The 13,889-nt window shown below is 40.5% G+C and carries 18 protein-coding genes; 8 read left to right on the top strand and 10 right to left on the bottom strand.

Features of this window, described 5'->3' with window-relative positions:
* Positions 1 to 11 precede the first annotated feature (11 nt).
* Together UP17_RS02150 and UP17_RS02145 are read right to left on the bottom strand one after the other, a co-directional pair.
* Positions 12 to 1,184 (bottom strand): toxic anion resistance protein, encoded by a 1,173-nt coding sequence (locus tag UP17_RS02150; RefSeq protein WP_061461299.1) that lies wholly within the window; start codon positions 1,182 to 1,184, stop codon positions 12 to 14.
* Positions 1,181 to 1,837 carry a 5-bromo-4-chloroindolyl phosphate hydrolysis family protein gene (locus UP17_RS02145; RefSeq protein WP_061461298.1) on the bottom strand — a complete coding sequence of 219 codons (657 nt, stop codon included), beginning with the start codon at positions 1,835 to 1,837 and terminating at the stop codon, positions 1,181 to 1,183. The genes UP17_RS02150 and UP17_RS02145 overlap by 4 nt, the downstream gene beginning before the upstream one ends.
* Before the next feature lie 250 nt (positions 1,838 to 2,087).
* On the opposite strand from UP17_RS02145, the gene UP17_RS25935 reads away from it, so the two are divergent.
* On the top strand, positions 2,088 to 2,525 hold the full coding sequence (locus UP17_RS25935; protein ID WP_081108670.1) for a hypothetical protein: 438 nt from the start codon (positions 2,088 to 2,090) through the stop codon (positions 2,523 to 2,525).
* A gap of 604 nt (positions 2,526 to 3,129) precedes the next feature.
* Here the strand turns inward: UP17_RS25935 and UP17_RS29130 are convergent.
* Positions 3,130 to 3,261 carry a hypothetical protein gene (locus tag UP17_RS29130; protein ID WP_284149552.1) on the bottom strand — a complete coding sequence of 44 codons (132 nt, stop codon included), beginning with the start codon at positions 3,259 to 3,261 and terminating at the stop codon, positions 3,130 to 3,132.
* Positions 3,262 to 3,406: 145 nt separating this feature from the next.
* On the bottom strand, positions 3,407 to 3,634 hold the full coding sequence (locus tag UP17_RS02130; protein WP_061461296.1) for a hypothetical protein: 228 nt from the start codon (positions 3,632 to 3,634) through the stop codon (positions 3,407 to 3,409).
* A 443-nt stretch (positions 3,635 to 4,077) separates the two neighbouring features.
* Here UP17_RS02130 and UP17_RS02125 point away from each other — a divergent pair, with 443 nt between their 5' ends.
* From UP17_RS02125 to UP17_RS02095, 7 genes are all read left to right on the top strand, one after another.
* Positions 4,078 to 4,281: a DUF1657 domain-containing protein gene (locus UP17_RS02125; RefSeq protein ID WP_053344237.1), complete on the top strand. Its 204-nt coding sequence runs from the start codon at positions 4,078 to 4,080 to the stop codon at positions 4,279 to 4,281.
* Between the two features lie 75 nt (positions 4,282 to 4,356).
* On the top strand, positions 4,357 to 4,830 hold the full coding sequence (locus tag UP17_RS02120) for a YhcN/YlaJ family sporulation lipoprotein (RefSeq protein ID WP_250211741.1): 474 nt from the start codon (positions 4,357 to 4,359) through the stop codon (positions 4,828 to 4,830).
* A 23-nt stretch (positions 4,831 to 4,853) separates the two neighbouring features.
* A complete protein-coding gene (spoVAC, locus tag UP17_RS02115) occupies positions 4,854 to 5,333 on the top strand; it encodes a stage V sporulation protein AC (protein ID WP_061461295.1) in 480 nt (159 codons plus the stop codon).
* Positions 5,333 to 6,352: a stage V sporulation protein AD gene (gene spoVAD, locus UP17_RS02110; RefSeq protein ID WP_061461294.1), complete on the top strand. Its 1,020-nt coding sequence runs from the start codon at positions 5,333 to 5,335 to the stop codon at positions 6,350 to 6,352. Before spoVAC ends, spoVAD begins: the two co-directional genes overlap by 1 nt.
* Positions 6,349 to 6,699 carry a stage V sporulation protein AE gene (gene spoVAE, locus UP17_RS02105; protein WP_061461293.1) on the top strand — a complete coding sequence of 117 codons (351 nt, stop codon included), beginning with the start codon at positions 6,349 to 6,351 and terminating at the stop codon, positions 6,697 to 6,699. The genes spoVAD and spoVAE overlap by 4 nt, the downstream gene beginning before the upstream one ends.
* A gap of 12 nt (positions 6,700 to 6,711) precedes the next feature.
* Positions 6,712 to 6,918, top strand: a complete 207-nt coding sequence (locus UP17_RS02100) for a DUF1657 domain-containing protein (RefSeq protein WP_061461292.1) — start codon at positions 6,712 to 6,714, stop codon at positions 6,916 to 6,918.
* Between the two features lie 30 nt (positions 6,919 to 6,948).
* Positions 6,949 to 7,809, top strand: a complete 861-nt coding sequence (locus UP17_RS02095) for a DUF421 domain-containing protein (RefSeq protein WP_061461291.1) — start codon at positions 6,949 to 6,951, stop codon at positions 7,807 to 7,809.
* Here UP17_RS02095 and UP17_RS02090 read toward each other — a convergent pair whose 3' ends face one another.
* The 6 genes from UP17_RS02090 to gatB all read right to left on the bottom strand — a co-directional run bounded on the left by UP17_RS02090 (position 7,810) and on the right by gatB (position 13,887).
* Positions 7,810 to 8,451, bottom strand: a complete 642-nt coding sequence (locus UP17_RS02090; protein WP_081108669.1) for a YitT family protein — start codon at positions 8,449 to 8,451, stop codon at positions 7,810 to 7,812.
* Between the two features lie 65 nt (positions 8,452 to 8,516).
* On the bottom strand, positions 8,517 to 9,887 hold the full coding sequence (gene rlmD / locus UP17_RS02085) for a 23S rRNA (uracil(1939)-C(5))-methyltransferase RlmD (protein WP_061465941.1): 1,371 nt from the start codon (positions 9,885 to 9,887) through the stop codon (positions 8,517 to 8,519).
* Between the two features lie 454 nt (positions 9,888 to 10,341).
* Complete coding sequence (locus tag UP17_RS02075; protein ID WP_061461289.1) at positions 10,342 to 10,917, bottom strand: GNAT family N-acetyltransferase; 576 nt, start codon at positions 10,915 to 10,917, stop codon at positions 10,342 to 10,344.
* Between the two features lie 64 nt (positions 10,918 to 10,981).
* Positions 10,982 to 11,893, bottom strand: coding sequence for a diacylglycerol kinase (locus tag UP17_RS02070; protein WP_061461288.1), 912 nt, complete (start codon positions 11,891 to 11,893; stop codon positions 10,982 to 10,984).
* A gap of 181 nt (positions 11,894 to 12,074) precedes the next feature.
* Positions 12,075 to 12,278 carry a hypothetical protein gene (locus tag UP17_RS02065; protein ID WP_061461287.1) on the bottom strand — a complete coding sequence of 68 codons (204 nt, stop codon included), beginning with the start codon at positions 12,276 to 12,278 and terminating at the stop codon, positions 12,075 to 12,077.
* 181 nt (positions 12,279 to 12,459) lie between these two features.
* Entirely contained in the window at positions 12,460 to 13,887 is a 1,428-nt protein-coding gene (gatB, locus tag UP17_RS02060) for an Asp-tRNA(Asn)/Glu-tRNA(Gln) amidotransferase subunit GatB (protein ID WP_061461286.1), read from the bottom strand.
* Positions 13,888 to 13,889 lie beyond the last annotated feature (2 nt).

Below are 13,889 nucleotides of genomic sequence, written 5' to 3'. Positions count from 1 at the left end.
TTTATCTCCCCTTATCCCTTTATTTCTAATAGTTTCTGTTTCAGTTCATTTTCCATTGACGCCAATTCCTGTTCGGCTTGTCGGCGTTTATGCCTGCCTTCTTCTTGAATCCGCATGGTCTCCTCAAGCGTGGAAATCAAGTTAGCTTGCGTATTCTTTAATGTTTCGATATCGACAAGTCCCCGCTCATTTTCCTTAGCCGTTTCAATGGTATTCGTTTTCAGCATTTCAGAATTCTTCAATAACAAGTCATTTGTAGTCTTGGAAACCTGCTTTTGCGCTTCTACAGCATGCCTCTGCCTGATTAAGGTCAATGCAATCGCAACCTGATTTTTCCAAAGTGGAATGGCCGTCATGATCGAAGATTGTATTTTCTCGACTAGTGCCTGATTCGTGTTTTGGATCAGCCTGATTTGCGGTGCACTTTGAATCGTGATTTCACGACTTAATTTCAAATCATGAAGCCTTTTATCCAACCGTTCAGCAAATTGCCGCATATCATTGACTTCTTGAAATTTCATTTGATCATTGCTTAATTCAGCGGACTTCCTTAGTTCCGGAATCGTTTTCTCATGGATTTCTTCGAGTTTAATTTCCCCTGCTGCAATATAAACATTCAAAGCCTGGAAATATTCTTTATTCGTTTCATATAGCTTTTCAAGGATTACAATATCCGATAACAGGATATTCTTGCTCCGGTCGAGTTTTACACTGATTCGATCAATTTGGGCCCCTGTTTTTTGATACTTGGAGAGCACCTCCTGTACAGATCCCGAGAGCTTCCCGAACATGCGTGCAAAAAATGAGGGCTTATCCGGTTTAAGCTCATCCGGGCTCAGCTCGTTTAACTTCTTCATTAAATCACTGATAATGTTGCCCACTTCACCTACATCTTTTTTCTGGACATGCTCAAGCATCGAGTTTGAAAAGGTCAGGAGCTTTGATTGGGCGGGTGTACCATAGGATATCATCGCCTGATGATTCGTTGGATCGATTTGTTCGGCGAGCTGATAAGCCTTTGCCCTGTTCTCTTCAGGAATGACATCAATCAGTTTAACCGGTTTCGCTTCCTGGGAAGATACTTTCTCAAGTTCCTGCACCCCATCGAATGGATTGGCTAAAAGATCATCGATCAAACTGGCGTTATTCGATTTATTCAACAGGTTTGAATCATTGTTATTCATTTTAACCTCCTGCTTTCATCAATTACTTGTGACTCTTTTCTAGTTTTAATGGATTGTTTAGCAACGTCCAATTCGAAGTTAAGGTTATCGATATCATCGGCAATCACTTTATATAAATCCTTTTCTATCGTTTTAGTGAGTTCCTTTAAGGTTTTACGAGTTTCTGTTAAGGAAAGTTCAAGTTCCTTATTCTTTTTTGGCTGCTGTGATAAAAAAACATATTTCTCGGCGAGCTCCGTAGCTGAATCCAGATGCGAGTAATAAAATTGCTCCGCCTGGTAAAAGCGCTTCGGTTCTTTTTTCGTGAGACTATATATTTTCCTGATCATTTTAATCATATCCTTCCTCTGTTTAAAAGAAGAGATATGCCTGACCGAGATTAGTGCCTTTTGCACCCGCCATATTTTCGGTTTTGCTTCAATTAAATTTTTCTTTATATATTGGTATTCTTTTCTCGTCAATTCATGCTTTTTCAGGAATCTTGATGAAAAATAAACGGAACTTAACCAATAGGAAAGCGCTCCTCCTGCTAAGGATATGACAACAGATAGGACAAACGGTTGATTCAATCCAAAATAGCTAATCATCCAAAACGGCAAAACCATTGGAAATGCAATCAATATTGGAACAAAACCAGCAAGAAATCGATTCATTATCTTTACACTCCTGACTTACACTCTTTTCTATATATACGGATTATCTTTAAGATTGGTTTCAAGATGGATGAAAGATTTTCTCCTATACTAAACGATATAGGAACAGCATGGTTTCTGCAAATTTATTGAAATTTTTTCGGTAAAATTATCTCTTCTTCCCACTATTATGGGCAAACGCCTAGACACTTCACCGGAACTTACATAAGTTATTACGTATCCATCCTGATTTTAAAAAGGAGAGTTGACTATGAATTCATACGGATTTTATCCTTATCCACAACAAAATGGAAATCAACAGTACTATCAGTCTAATTTTAACCCCTATTTCCAACAGCCAGAAAGATTTGAATATGCACCACAGCAAGATTGGAACCTTCAGCAGATTCAAGAAAATTCATATAGCCACGTGCCCGAACAGTTCGATTTTGAAAGGGAGCCTCAACAACTTGAAAGAAGAGTCCGGGAACTTGAGCGTCAAAATGAGCGTCAAACGAGGGAACTCACTCGGCAGAACCAAGAAATCACACGGATAAATCGAGAAGTGAACCGTGTTAACCAGGAAATAACCAGGCTAAGTCAAACTGATCAACGCCATTCGAATAGGCTGAACCGACTAAATCAAAGACTTCGTGCCGTCGAAAGAAACCTAAACATCCCCTTCACCGCAACAGAGGATGGCTTTTAATACAAAAAGCAGGGCTCATTATGGGCCCTGCTTTTTGTATCTTTTATCGGAAGGGTTTGATAATCAGACCAATAAATGAATTTAATCAAACGATTGATTAAATTTTTAAAGGATCACCAAACCCTTGTCTGGCGTACTTTAACTGATTAATCAATCCTTAAAACCATCCTCGGTCACCCTTAGCAGCCCCTGTGCCAATTTATACCTAAATATGTTATAATATCCATTTCTTCCGAAAAACTTTCAGCTGTTCCCTTAAGTGTCCTTGAATTTAAACACACCATTTTGAAGAACACCTCGGTCATAGAGCTTTACGATTTCATTCATATCATGTGAAATATACACAATTGTTTTTCCTTGCCTTTCCAGTATTTTTACATATTGATTAATTTCGAGTTTGGATTGAAGATCGATGCCCTCGGTTGGTCCGTCCATCAAAAGGATATCAGGGGCACGTACCTAACGCGATATTAGGTTTCCGTTTCATACCGCCTGATAAGCCCTTTTCAGCCTCTTTTTGGCCGACCTCCAGCGTTGTCAAGATCCCATTCAAATGTGGCCTATCTTGTAAGCTGTCAACGACGAGCCTTGTTTCCAAGAATCTTCAATTGATGACCGCCATATTAAATGGCTGAGCCCTGCTCTCTTTTTTAAATGATGCTCCCAATAAAAAAAATAGGAGCCAGCCACATCCCTGCGGCTTTTTTCCTACCCTCAAATCCTTCAATGTTATCAACAGGGCCCCCCAACAATAGTTCATGCGATAGTATCACAAAAATCCCTTAAATAATGTGAGTCCTCCTAAAGTTAAAAAATTTATTCCATAATGAAAAAACAAAAAAAGAACGTGAGCCATCCCTTACGCTCCCGTTCTTTCTCGATTACAACATGACCTGTTTCAATTTTTCGTTTCTTGATTCCTGTTCCTCCTGAGTAGACAAGTCATACTTCTTCAATAGATGAAAAAGTTCATTCAATGTTTCCTGTGAATTCCCTTTTTCCAGATAACAATCTATTGTTTGACTCAATGCGGTTGGTAAAAATGCCTTTTGACTCTCAAATTTCTGCCTGACATCTTGCTGCGAATGGTTAAGATTACATGCTCCCATTTAAAATTCACCTCTTACTTGATTCTACCATTAATATAATTATGGACCTTACCTTGTCAATTCTTCGTCCTGCTTAAGTAGTCATCCACCTTGATGAACTCCGGTAATGCATGTTTCTTCTTCTTCAACAGTTGATTTTATAGGCACCCCAACATTTACAACTTTAAAAATGAAACCATGTCAATGAAAAGCCCCATATGCACAGCACCGCTAATCCAAATGATTGAACTCCGAGCAAATGCCATCTCCCTCCTGTAAACAATCCATTTTCAGTGGAGAAAAACCCTATCGCTATCGTACCCCATATGCCTGATACCTTCCATTAATCAAACGTTTGATTAATGAAAAGAAGGTATTAAAAAAACCTTGAGAAATTTGGAAGGTATATTTAATCATTTTTTCCTTACTCTAAAAAGGCAGTGAAAAACCAAGGAGGTAACACCATGACAGTAATTAGTGATGTTAAGACGACTTTAGCCGGGCTAAAAAGTGCTCAAGCAAGCTTCGAGACCTTTGCCCTTTCAACAGACAACGAGCAAGCAAAACAACTTTATCAACAAGCTGCTCAACAAACACAATCGATTGTTGACAGCGTTTCTCCCCGTATTGATCAGATTGAGCAAGAAGAACCACAATATAAGCAATAAGAAATCATATAAAAAGGTTGGTTGAGGCAACCAACCTTTTTTATATCTTTAATCCATCTATAAGGAGACGATACCTTGCCATACAAGCTAAACTGTTTCATTCCTTTTTTTTTCATATTAATCGTTTTGCTTATGACAGGATGTTCGGCAAATTCCAGTCAAACAGATAGTAATAAGGAGCGGGGCTTGAATATATCCAAAGTACATACCAACAAGCCAATTGACCAAATGGCGGCCAATCAAGCTAAAAATAAGCTAATGAATCAGGACGAAGTCGCGGATGTAAAAGCCGTGAATTCCAATAAGGAACTGCTAGTGGCCATTAAAGTGGAAAACTTCGATCGACTACGCTTAAAAAAGATTGAAAAAAAATCGCAAACAGAACTGGAAGACATGTTTCCTGATTATAAAGTCCTGGTCTCGACAGATCAAAAAATATTTATAGAACTGGAGCAGCTGGAGCAGGAACTTGAGAAAGACCATACTAAAATGGACTCCTTAAATAGGGATTTCAAAAGGATAAAAGCCTTATTGAATGAAAAAACGTAACAATTGAAAGAAGTGATACGAAGATGTCAAATAATAAAAAGAAAAAACTGACACCTGTCCAACAGGAATATCAGCAACTTCAAAAACAACTGGAAACCAAAAGGCCAATACTGCTGAATTGCGTAAAAGCATTTATGACTGGCGGTATAATTTGCCTGATCGGACAGGTCATTTCGAACTTTTATATCCATTACTTTGACTTCACGGACCAGACAGCTGGAAACCCAACTGCAGGCACATTAATTTTCGTCGCCATGCTTCTCACCGGATTTGGGGTGTATGACAGAATCGCCCAATTTGGCGGTGCTGGTTCTGCTGTGCCGCTTACGGGATTCGGGAATGCCGTTATATCGGCAGCGATTGAACACCGGACGGAAGGTTTCGTTTTAGGAGTCGGCGGCAATATGTTCAAATTAGCTGGATCCGTTATCTTATTCGGTGTATTTTCCGCTTTTATCGTAGCAATGATAAAAACAATACTCATACAATGGGGTGGTTTATAATGCTTACGGGACATCGCACATGGGTGTTTGATCAAAAGCCTGTCATCATCTCAACCGGAACCGTTGGTGGTCCATTTGAAGCAAACGGTTTGCTTGCTGATGATTTCGATCTACTTCATTCCGATTTATGGCTAAATCAAGATTCCTATGAAAAGGCTCACAAAGTCCTCATAGAAGAGGCGAGTACAAAAGCAATCGAAAAGGCGGGTCTTCAAAAGGAACAAATCCAATTTTTCCTCGGAGGCGACCTTATCAATCAAATAACCCCTACGAGTTTTGCCTGCCGAACATTGGGAACACCTTACCTCGGCTTATTTGGAGCTTGCTCAACCTCTATGGAAGGACTGGCTCTCGGAGCATACCTTGTCAATACCAAAGGGGCAGATTACTTATTGACAGGAGCATCAAGTCATAACACAGCAGTTGAAAAGCAATTTCGCTACCCAACTGAATACGGTGGGCAAAAACCTCCAACAGCCCAATGGACCGTTACGGGGGCAGGTGTGGCTTTATTAAGCAGTGCCGGGGAAGGCCCAAGAGTCACTTCAGCTACGATAGGCCGTGTCATCGACATGGGATTGACTGATCCTTTCAATATGGGAGGTGCCATGGCCCCGGCCGCTGTGGATACGATTGAAGCCCATTTAAGAGAACGGAACCTCTCCCCATCTTATTATGATTTAATAGTGACCGGGGATTTAGGAAAAATTGGACATGAAGTTTCATTGGAATTATTTAAAAAACATGGAACTCCCATTGAGGAAAATCAATATAAAGATTGCGGTTTAATGATATACAAGAATGATCAACCGGTCCTATCTGGAGCGAGCGGACCTGGATGTTCCGCAACCGTTGTGTATGGTCATTTATTAAATCGCATGAAAAAGGGTGAAATAAAACGAATGCTCGTCGTGGCTACCGGTGCCTTGTTATCTCCCCTTTCCTTTCAACAAAGTGAGACGATTCCATGCATTGCCCATGCCGTATCAATTGAATATGGCGGTGAACCACAATTATGATTTACTTTTGGGCTTTTGTAGTCGGGGGCTCCATTTGTGTAATCGGGCAGATAATGTTTGATGTATTTAAACTCACGCCTGCCCATACTTTATGTACTTTTGTTGTTACGGGAGCGCTTTTGGATGGTTTTGGATTATATGAACCTTTCATTGATTTTGCGGGTGCAGGAGCGACGGTGCCCATTACCAGTTTTGGAAATTCCCTTGTACACGGAGCGTTAGCCGAAGCGGAAAAGCATGGCTTGATCGGTGTTGTTTCTGGCATGTTCGAAGTAACCAGTGCCGGGATATCAGCTGCCATCATTTTTGGTATGATCGGAGCCATTATTTTTAGACCTAAAGGATAAGGAGGATGCTCCATGACGATAGCTTCTGATGTAAAACAATGTGTCTCTAGCCTAAAAGGAGTTGAGGCAGGCTTATCGAGCCTAGCACTCCGGACTCAAGATGATGAATCCAAACGCACCTTGCATGAAACGATGCTGGTGGTGAATGAAATACTGAAGGATGTACAAAAGCGAGTGGGTGAGTTAGAACGGGAAGAACCACAATATAAGGGGTTTTAAATACCTATGAATTGCAGGGGGTGCTAAGTAATGCCTGAATGGTTAGAAATCGTTTTACGGTCACTATTTTTCTTAATTGTTCTTTTTTTAATCACAAAATGGTTAGGTAAAAAACAAATATCTCAGCTTTCCTTTTTTGAGTACGTCACTGGCATAACCATCGGGAACGTTGGCGCAGAGTTAGCCACAAAGGTTGAAGGAAATATTGTTCACGGTGTTCTTTCCATTCTCGTTTTTGCATTTGCTCCTTTCATTGCAGGATTACTTTCCATGAAAAGCAAAATTGTTCGTGATTTAGTCGAAGGGAAAGCAACAATTTTTATTAAAGATGGAAAAGTCATGGAGGACAATTTAAAAAAGGAAAAGTATACAACCGATGAATTATTGTGGTTACTCCGAAGTAAGGATGTCTTTGATATATCAACAGTCGAGTTTGCCTTATTAGAGGCAAACGGTGATTTTTCCGTACTGTTAAAGAAAGAAGACCAACCTCTAACGGCAAAAGATTTAAAAATGACAGTTGCTTCTGTCAAGGAGGCTCAGACTGTTATAATGGATGGTCAAATTCTAGATGAACCCCTATCCACGATTGGCCTAAACCGAAATTGGCTGAAAACTGAACTGGATAAGTTAGGTGTAACCATCGAGAATGTCTTTCTCGGACAAGCAAACTCTAATGGAGAATTAAACGTGGACCTTTTTGATGATAAAATTAAAGTGCCATCTCCTCTAGAAAAACCTTTAATGCTCGCAACCTTGAAAAAATGCCAAGCAGACTTAGAATTATTTGCCCTTGGAACTGAATCAAACGAAGCTAAAGAGATGTATAGCAAAAATAGCGAAAAACTGCAAAAGGCAATAGATAACGTAGCCCATATTTTAAGAAACTGATTACCGTATTGATTTCCTCACTTTCATAAGAGAGGTGATTAGCCCAATGGTGAAGATCGTCACACATGAAAAAAGGAAAATTTCTATATCTAAGGTGAAGGCGGCGGCGGAAATGATTAATGTATCTATGAGGATAATGGCTAAAGCAATGTCTATAGAGGTAGATTTGGAAATGATTTTGGCTAACATATCCGTTCCTCCGCTGCTAGTCTCATATCGAAGCATGAGCCCTATGGCCACCCCGATGATGGCACCGCCAATCAAAGAGCTAGCTAGTATCGAAATGGAAAAGACCTTTTTCAATGGATTGAGCCAATCCATAAAAAGGGATGTCAATAATAATCCGTGAATGCTGCTGTAGAAAAAGGGCCGTTCATAATGCCAGGCATATAAAAATAGGGGAAAGCTAAGGATCAACATCGATATCCCCGTTTGAAAACCATAGAAATAATGAAGGATGAGTGCAATTCCAATAACTCCGCCATCTATTAAATGATGAGGAACTAAAAAACCATTGATTCCAATACCCATCATAAAGCTTCCAACACTTACAGCCACCGCTTTTTGAAAATTAATAAAATCACCTGCCGCCCTTTTGATAATCCTAATATATGTCCAAGTTAGGGAGTCAAGAATATACATGTGAAAAAAAACATATCCTCCACTTTAAAAAGGAGCCCGGTCATAAGTGACCGGGCTCCTTCTCATTATTTCAACTCTAATAACACTACATTTTCAACATGTGTCGTCATTGGGAACATATCAACAGGTTGGATATCGATTGCTTTATATCCGCCTTCTTCCAAGATATGAAGATCACGAGCCAAAGTGCCTGGGTTGCATGACACGTATACGACTTTATTCGGTTTCATCTCGATGATCGTATTTAGAAGGGATTCTTCACAACCTTTGCGAGGAGGATCCACTACGATGACATCAGCAGTGTTGCCCTTTTGATACCATTCAGCAATAACGTTGCCTGCATCGCCAACAATGAATTCGGCATTTGAGATTTCATTCAATTCAGCGTTGCGGCGTGCGTCTTCTATCGCTTCTTCCACTACTTCGACACCGATTACTTTTTTCGCTTTTTTAGCTAAGAATAAAGAAATGGTTCCTATGCCGCAATAGGCATCTATCACCGTCTCTTCACCCGTTAGCCCTGCATAGTCAAGGGCTTTATCATAAAGGACTTTCGTTTGATCTGGATTTATTTGGTAAAATGATTTTGCTGAAATCGCAAATTTAACATCACCGATCATATCATGGATCACTTCGTCGCCCCACAATAAAGTCATTTTATCGCCTAAGATAACATTCGTTTTCTTGGAATTCACGTTTTGAACGATGGATTTCACTTGTGGAAGACGTTCAACGACTTCCTTTACGATAGTTTCGATGAAAGGGATACTATTTGTTCTTGTAACAAGAACAATCATCAATTCCCCTGTTTGCTTGCCATAACGGGCCATGATGTGCCGCAATACACCTTTATGTGCCTCCTCATTATAAGCAGGGATACCAAGTTTACTGAAAATCTCTTTAACAACTTGAACGGCTTCACTGATCGCTTGATTTTGGATAATGCTTTCTTTCGTTTCAACAATTTCATGTGTCCGCGGTTTGAAGAATCCAGCTATTAGCCTGCCATCCTTTTCACCAACAGGCACTTGAGCTTTATTGCGATAATGAGTTGGATTCTCCATCCCGATGATTGGGTGAACCTTCACATCCTCAAGTTTCCCGATGCGTGTCATCACATCACGTACTTGCTTTTCCTTGAATTCCAACTGTCCTTCATAGCTCATATGTTGCAGCTGACATCCACCGTATTTATGGAAGTCTTCAGTAGTGACCTCAACCCGGTATGGACTATTTTCTATAATCTCCATCAAGCGTCCGAAGCCATAACCTTTATTAGCCTTCATCACTTTAATTTTTGCCTTTTCACCAGGAAGGGCGTTCTGAACAAAGATAGGATAGCCATCGACTTTAGCCACTCCAGCTCCTTCGTGTGTTAAATCTTCAAATAAAACCTCTATAATATCGTTTTTAGCAACAGGTGCTGTTTTTTTCATATCATCTTCTCTTTTCTTTTTTATGCTAGCCTGTATTTTACCACAATCGAGCCCTTGCCACAAAACCACTCACCAATTTACCTTAGTTTTCATAAAAATATAGGGGAAGGAATTACGATTTTTCATAGTTCCATGTATAAAAGTTCAACAAAAAAAGAAAAATAAGGAAAAATAAACGAGGTGAGGAAATGAGTTTATTTAACTCTATATCAGCCTGGAACGCTACAAGGCTAGAAAAACATCGAGCAAGCATGGAGGAAAAAGGCTTCTGTCCGGATTGTTACGGACGAGGATACAGCTCCTTCGTACCGACGGAATATCATTTTTCCGATATACACGACTGTCCCGGCTGTAATGGTACCGGAGTTTACGCCGATTGGGCCGCCATGAATGGTCAGCAAATGTAGTTGCAACAAGCGCCAAGTTCAAAAAACACCGAAAAAGGACCCCCTGTTTAAACAGGAGGTTCTTCTATTTCTTTTACCATATAGCCAAATTCATGGTCGCTAATCGTAATGGTTTTCATTTCTTTATATCCTAATCTGCTATAGAGACGATTCGCCCCTTCATTTTCATTTTCAACGACTAAAGAAACCCTTGGATACCCCTTCTGTTTAGCGTACCCCTCAACATATTGAATCAGTGCACTACCAATCCCTTTTCCTTGAAAATTCGGGTCAACGCATAATGTATCCAAATAAAAGTCTTTCATTTCTGCTTCCTTATCAAGCGTAACGCTTGGATCTTTCATTTTCGTCCTTAATCGTTTCACTATCGGTTCATCCAAGCTCTCGGCATCCTTGCCATGGTAGGCAATGATCAATCCCGATACTTGTCCATCATGTTCACTTACGAACGTATTTTCATAGCTAATCCGATTTCCGCTTTTCCTGAACAAATCGGCAAGAACGTAAAGTATTCTTTCTTCTTCCGTTTCACCTGTCAATACCTCTGCAATTTCTTTAATCGCTAACCGGGTCAATATTGCTGCCTTGTCCGCATCTTCCGGTGTCGCTTTCCTGATATACATGTTCTCACATTCTCCTTGCTTAATTAAAGTTGAAAAGGCCACCAGATTCAGTGGCCTTTTCACCCTATTTTGCCGGATCGTCCGGCAGTATTCCTTGTGGGATGAATACATCAAAATGGCGGTACTGATTTACGAATTCAGCTGGGGCCATCCCGCCAAACTCCCCATCCAAATTAAGCATCATGTCCTTTTTGGCCTGTACTTTAATTCGATTGGCTTTTTCATAAATGACGTTTTTATCATGGATATGTTCACCGCGCATTGCCAATGTTGCGACACGCACAATATCAGCAAGGTTGGCCTTTTTTAAAATGAGCAACGTGAACATACCATCATTCAGAGAGGCGTCAGGAGCCAGTTTCTCGAAGCCGCCGACCGAATTCGTGTTAGCCACCAAGAAAAGCATGATCTCTCCTTCAAAAAGCTTTCCATCATATTCAATAGAGACTTCCGTCGGTTTAATTGAAGGAAGCATTTCAATTCCTTTAATATAGTACGCTAGCTGCCCAAGCATCGTTTTCAGCTTGATGGGCACGTCGTAAGTCAATTCAGTCAATCGGCCCCCACCAGCAATATTGATGAAGTACCTATCGTTCATTTTACCAATATCGATCGGCATCGTATGCCCTCCGGCAATAATTTCGGCTGCCCCTTCGATTGACTTCGGTAAATGCAGTGCCCGCGCGAAATCATTTGTCGTTCCCGTCGGAATGATTCCTAGTTTCGGACGTTTCTCTGCAGTGGCCAGTCCATTAACAACCTCATAAATCGTTCCGTCGCCTCCTGCTGCAATGACAATATCATAGCCTCGTTCAATCGCAATTTTAGCCGCTTTCGTCGCATCCCCAGCACCGGTAGTCGCATGTGCAGAAGCTTCATAACCAGCTTCTTCAAGTTTTGCTAGCACACCTGGCAGGCTCTTCTTAATGGCTTCCCGGCCCGAAGTCGGGTTGTAAATCAACCTTGCTCTCTTCATTTCCCATCATCCTTATACATATTGATTCCATAATTTACATCTTAATCCTTCATTACATGAAAAGCAATATTCGAAAAAAGAGGACCGCTTTTCGGTCCATATCTTTATATCCACTTTACTAGAAATCTTATCAGGGAAATTATAATGCTTTTTACAATTTTATTCTAGTAAATGATTTCAATCATTGATATTGAACATTTACGTTAAATGTATCGGTGACCGTCAAAGTATGCTTCCCTTTTCCAGTATTGAATATCCCATTCTTTTTTACAATGCCTTCTTCACCTGTTTCTTCTTCATTCACTTCCGTCACCTTCCAGATATCCTCAGGTCCTTCAAGTTCCTCAACCCCCTCTAGCACCTTCTCAACTAACTCATCCGTCAATTCTCTTCCTCCTTTCCTGTTAAGCATCCATGTAATAGACGACAAAAAAAGGAGTTACCCCTACAGATAACTCCCAAAAAATCAAAATTTTTTTCCCGCTTGAAATTCCGATTATTTTTCTCATTTTTGCTTTCCTTAATCATGAGAAAACCGTACCACCTTAAAAGTGATACGGTCAATATTAACGTTTATTGATTTCTTCAACCAAAATTTTATTAACAAGTTGTGGATTAGCCTGTCCTTTTGTCGCTTTCATAATTTGCCCGACAAGGAAGCCAATTGCTTTTTGTTTCCCGGCTTTAAAATCTTCAATTGATTGCGGGTTATTATTCAACGCTTCTTCAACAGCCGTACGCAACGCGCCTTCATCGGAAATTTGGACTAGTCCCTTCTCCTTGACGATCGTTTCAGCGTCCCCACCGTTTTCAATCAATTCTTTGAAAACTTTTTTAGCGATTTTAGAAGAAATTGTACCATCTTCAATCAGCTTAATCATTCCTGCCAACGATTCAGCAGTCAATTTGACATCATGCAGCTCTTTTCCTTCTGCATTCAAGAAAGCAGAAACCTCACCCATGATCCAATTTGATGCTAGTTTTGCATCTGCGCCTGAAGCGACTGTCGCTTCAAAGAAATCAGCACTTTCTTTCGTTACCGTTAAAACGGCGGCATCATATTCCGGTAAGCCAAATTCCTCGACATAACGTTTTTTCCGGGCATCCGGAAGTTCTGGAATCTCAGCAGCAATGCGTGCTTTCCATTCTTCATCAATATGGATTGTCAATAAGTCTGGCTCCGGGAAGTAACGGTAATCATCGGAACCTTCCTTAATTCGCATTAGTACCGTTCTGCCTGTAGCATCGTCAAACCGGCGGGTTTCCTGTTCGATTATCCCGCCTTCATTCAAGATTTCCGCTTGTCTGATCTCTTCATGCTCCAATCCTTTGCGAACGAAGTTGAATGAGTTCAAGTTTTTCAATTCAGTTTTCGTTCCGAATTCTTTTTGCCCGACAGGTTTCAAGGAAATATTAGCATCACAGCGAAGTGAGCCTTCTTCCATTTTACAATCGGAAACGCCTGTGTATTGAATGATGGATTTCAACTTTTCCAAATAAGCATATGCTTCTTCAGGGGAAGTGATATCCGGTTCGGATACGATTTCAACAAGAGGGGTACCTTGGCGGTTATAATCACAAAGTGAATAGTTCCCTTTATGTGTCAGCTTTCCAGCATCCTCTTCCATATGAATGCGGGTAATACCGATTTTCTTTTTCTTGCCATCGACTTCAATTTCAATCCAACCATGCTCACCGATCGGTTGATCGAACTGTGAAATTTGGTATGCTTTAGGATTGTCCGGGTAAAAATAGTTTTTTCGGTCGAATTTCGTAATTTCCGCCACTTCGCAATTCAGAGCAATTGCTGCCTTCATTGCAAAATCAACAGCCTTTTTATTGACGACAGGCAATACGCCTGGGTAGCCTAGGTCAATTACAGTCGTGTTACTATTTGGAGCGGCACCAAAATGATTCGGGCTCGCTGAGAAAATTTTAGAATCAGTTTTTAATTCTACGTGTACTTCTAGACCAATTACCGTTTCAAAGTCCATTT

This window comes from Peribacillus simplex (assembly GCF_001578185.1).
Taxonomy (GTDB): Bacteria; Bacillota; Bacilli; order Bacillales; family DSM-1321; genus Peribacillus; species Peribacillus simplex_A.
Note: the sequence above shows the minus strand (reverse complement) of the source record. Positions and strands in the feature narration are given on the sequence as shown.

Coding starts and splice junctions, on each gene's coding strand:
- UP17_RS02150 (WP_061461299.1), bottom strand. CDS start 1,184: ATGAATAACAATGATTCAAACCTGTTGAATAAATCGAATAACGCCAGT.
- UP17_RS02145 (WP_061461298.1), bottom strand. CDS start 1,837: ATGAATCGATTTCTTGCTGGTTTTGTTCCAATATTGATTGCATTTCCA.
- UP17_RS25935 (WP_081108670.1), top strand. CDS start 2,088: ATGAATTCATACGGATTTTATCCTTATCCACAACAAAATGGAAATCAA.
- UP17_RS02130 (WP_061461296.1), bottom strand. CDS start 3,634: ATGGGAGCATGTAATCTTAACCATTCGCAGCAAGATGTCAGGCAGAAA.
- UP17_RS02125 (WP_053344237.1), top strand. CDS start 4,078: ATGACAGTAATTAGTGATGTTAAGACGACTTTAGCCGGGCTAAAAAGT.
- spoVAC (WP_061461295.1), top strand. CDS start 4,854: ATGTCAAATAATAAAAAGAAAAAACTGACACCTGTCCAACAGGAATAT.
- spoVAD (WP_061461294.1), top strand. CDS start 5,333: ATGCTTACGGGACATCGCACATGGGTGTTTGATCAAAAGCCTGTCATC.
- spoVAE (WP_061461293.1), top strand. CDS start 6,349: ATGATTTACTTTTGGGCTTTTGTAGTCGGGGGCTCCATTTGTGTAATC.
- UP17_RS02100 (WP_061461292.1), top strand. CDS start 6,712: ATGACGATAGCTTCTGATGTAAAACAATGTGTCTCTAGCCTAAAAGGA.
- UP17_RS02095 (WP_061461291.1), top strand. CDS start 6,949: ATGCCTGAATGGTTAGAAATCGTTTTACGGTCACTATTTTTCTTAATT.
- UP17_RS02090 (WP_081108669.1), bottom strand. CDS start 8,451: ATGTATATTCTTGACTCCCTAACTTGGACATATATTAGGATTATCAAA.
- rlmD (WP_061465941.1), bottom strand. CDS start 9,887: ATGAAAAAAACAGCACCTGTTGCTAAAAACGATATTATAGAGGTTTTA.
- UP17_RS02075 (WP_061461289.1), bottom strand. CDS start 10,917: ATGTATATCAGGAAAGCGACACCGGAAGATGCGGACAAGGCAGCAATA.
- UP17_RS02070 (WP_061461288.1), bottom strand. CDS start 11,893: ATGAAGAGAGCAAGGTTGATTTACAACCCGACTTCGGGCCGGGAAGCC.
- gatB (WP_061461286.1), bottom strand. CDS start 13,887: ATGGACTTTGAAACGGTAATTGGTCTAGAAGTACACGTAGAATTAAAA.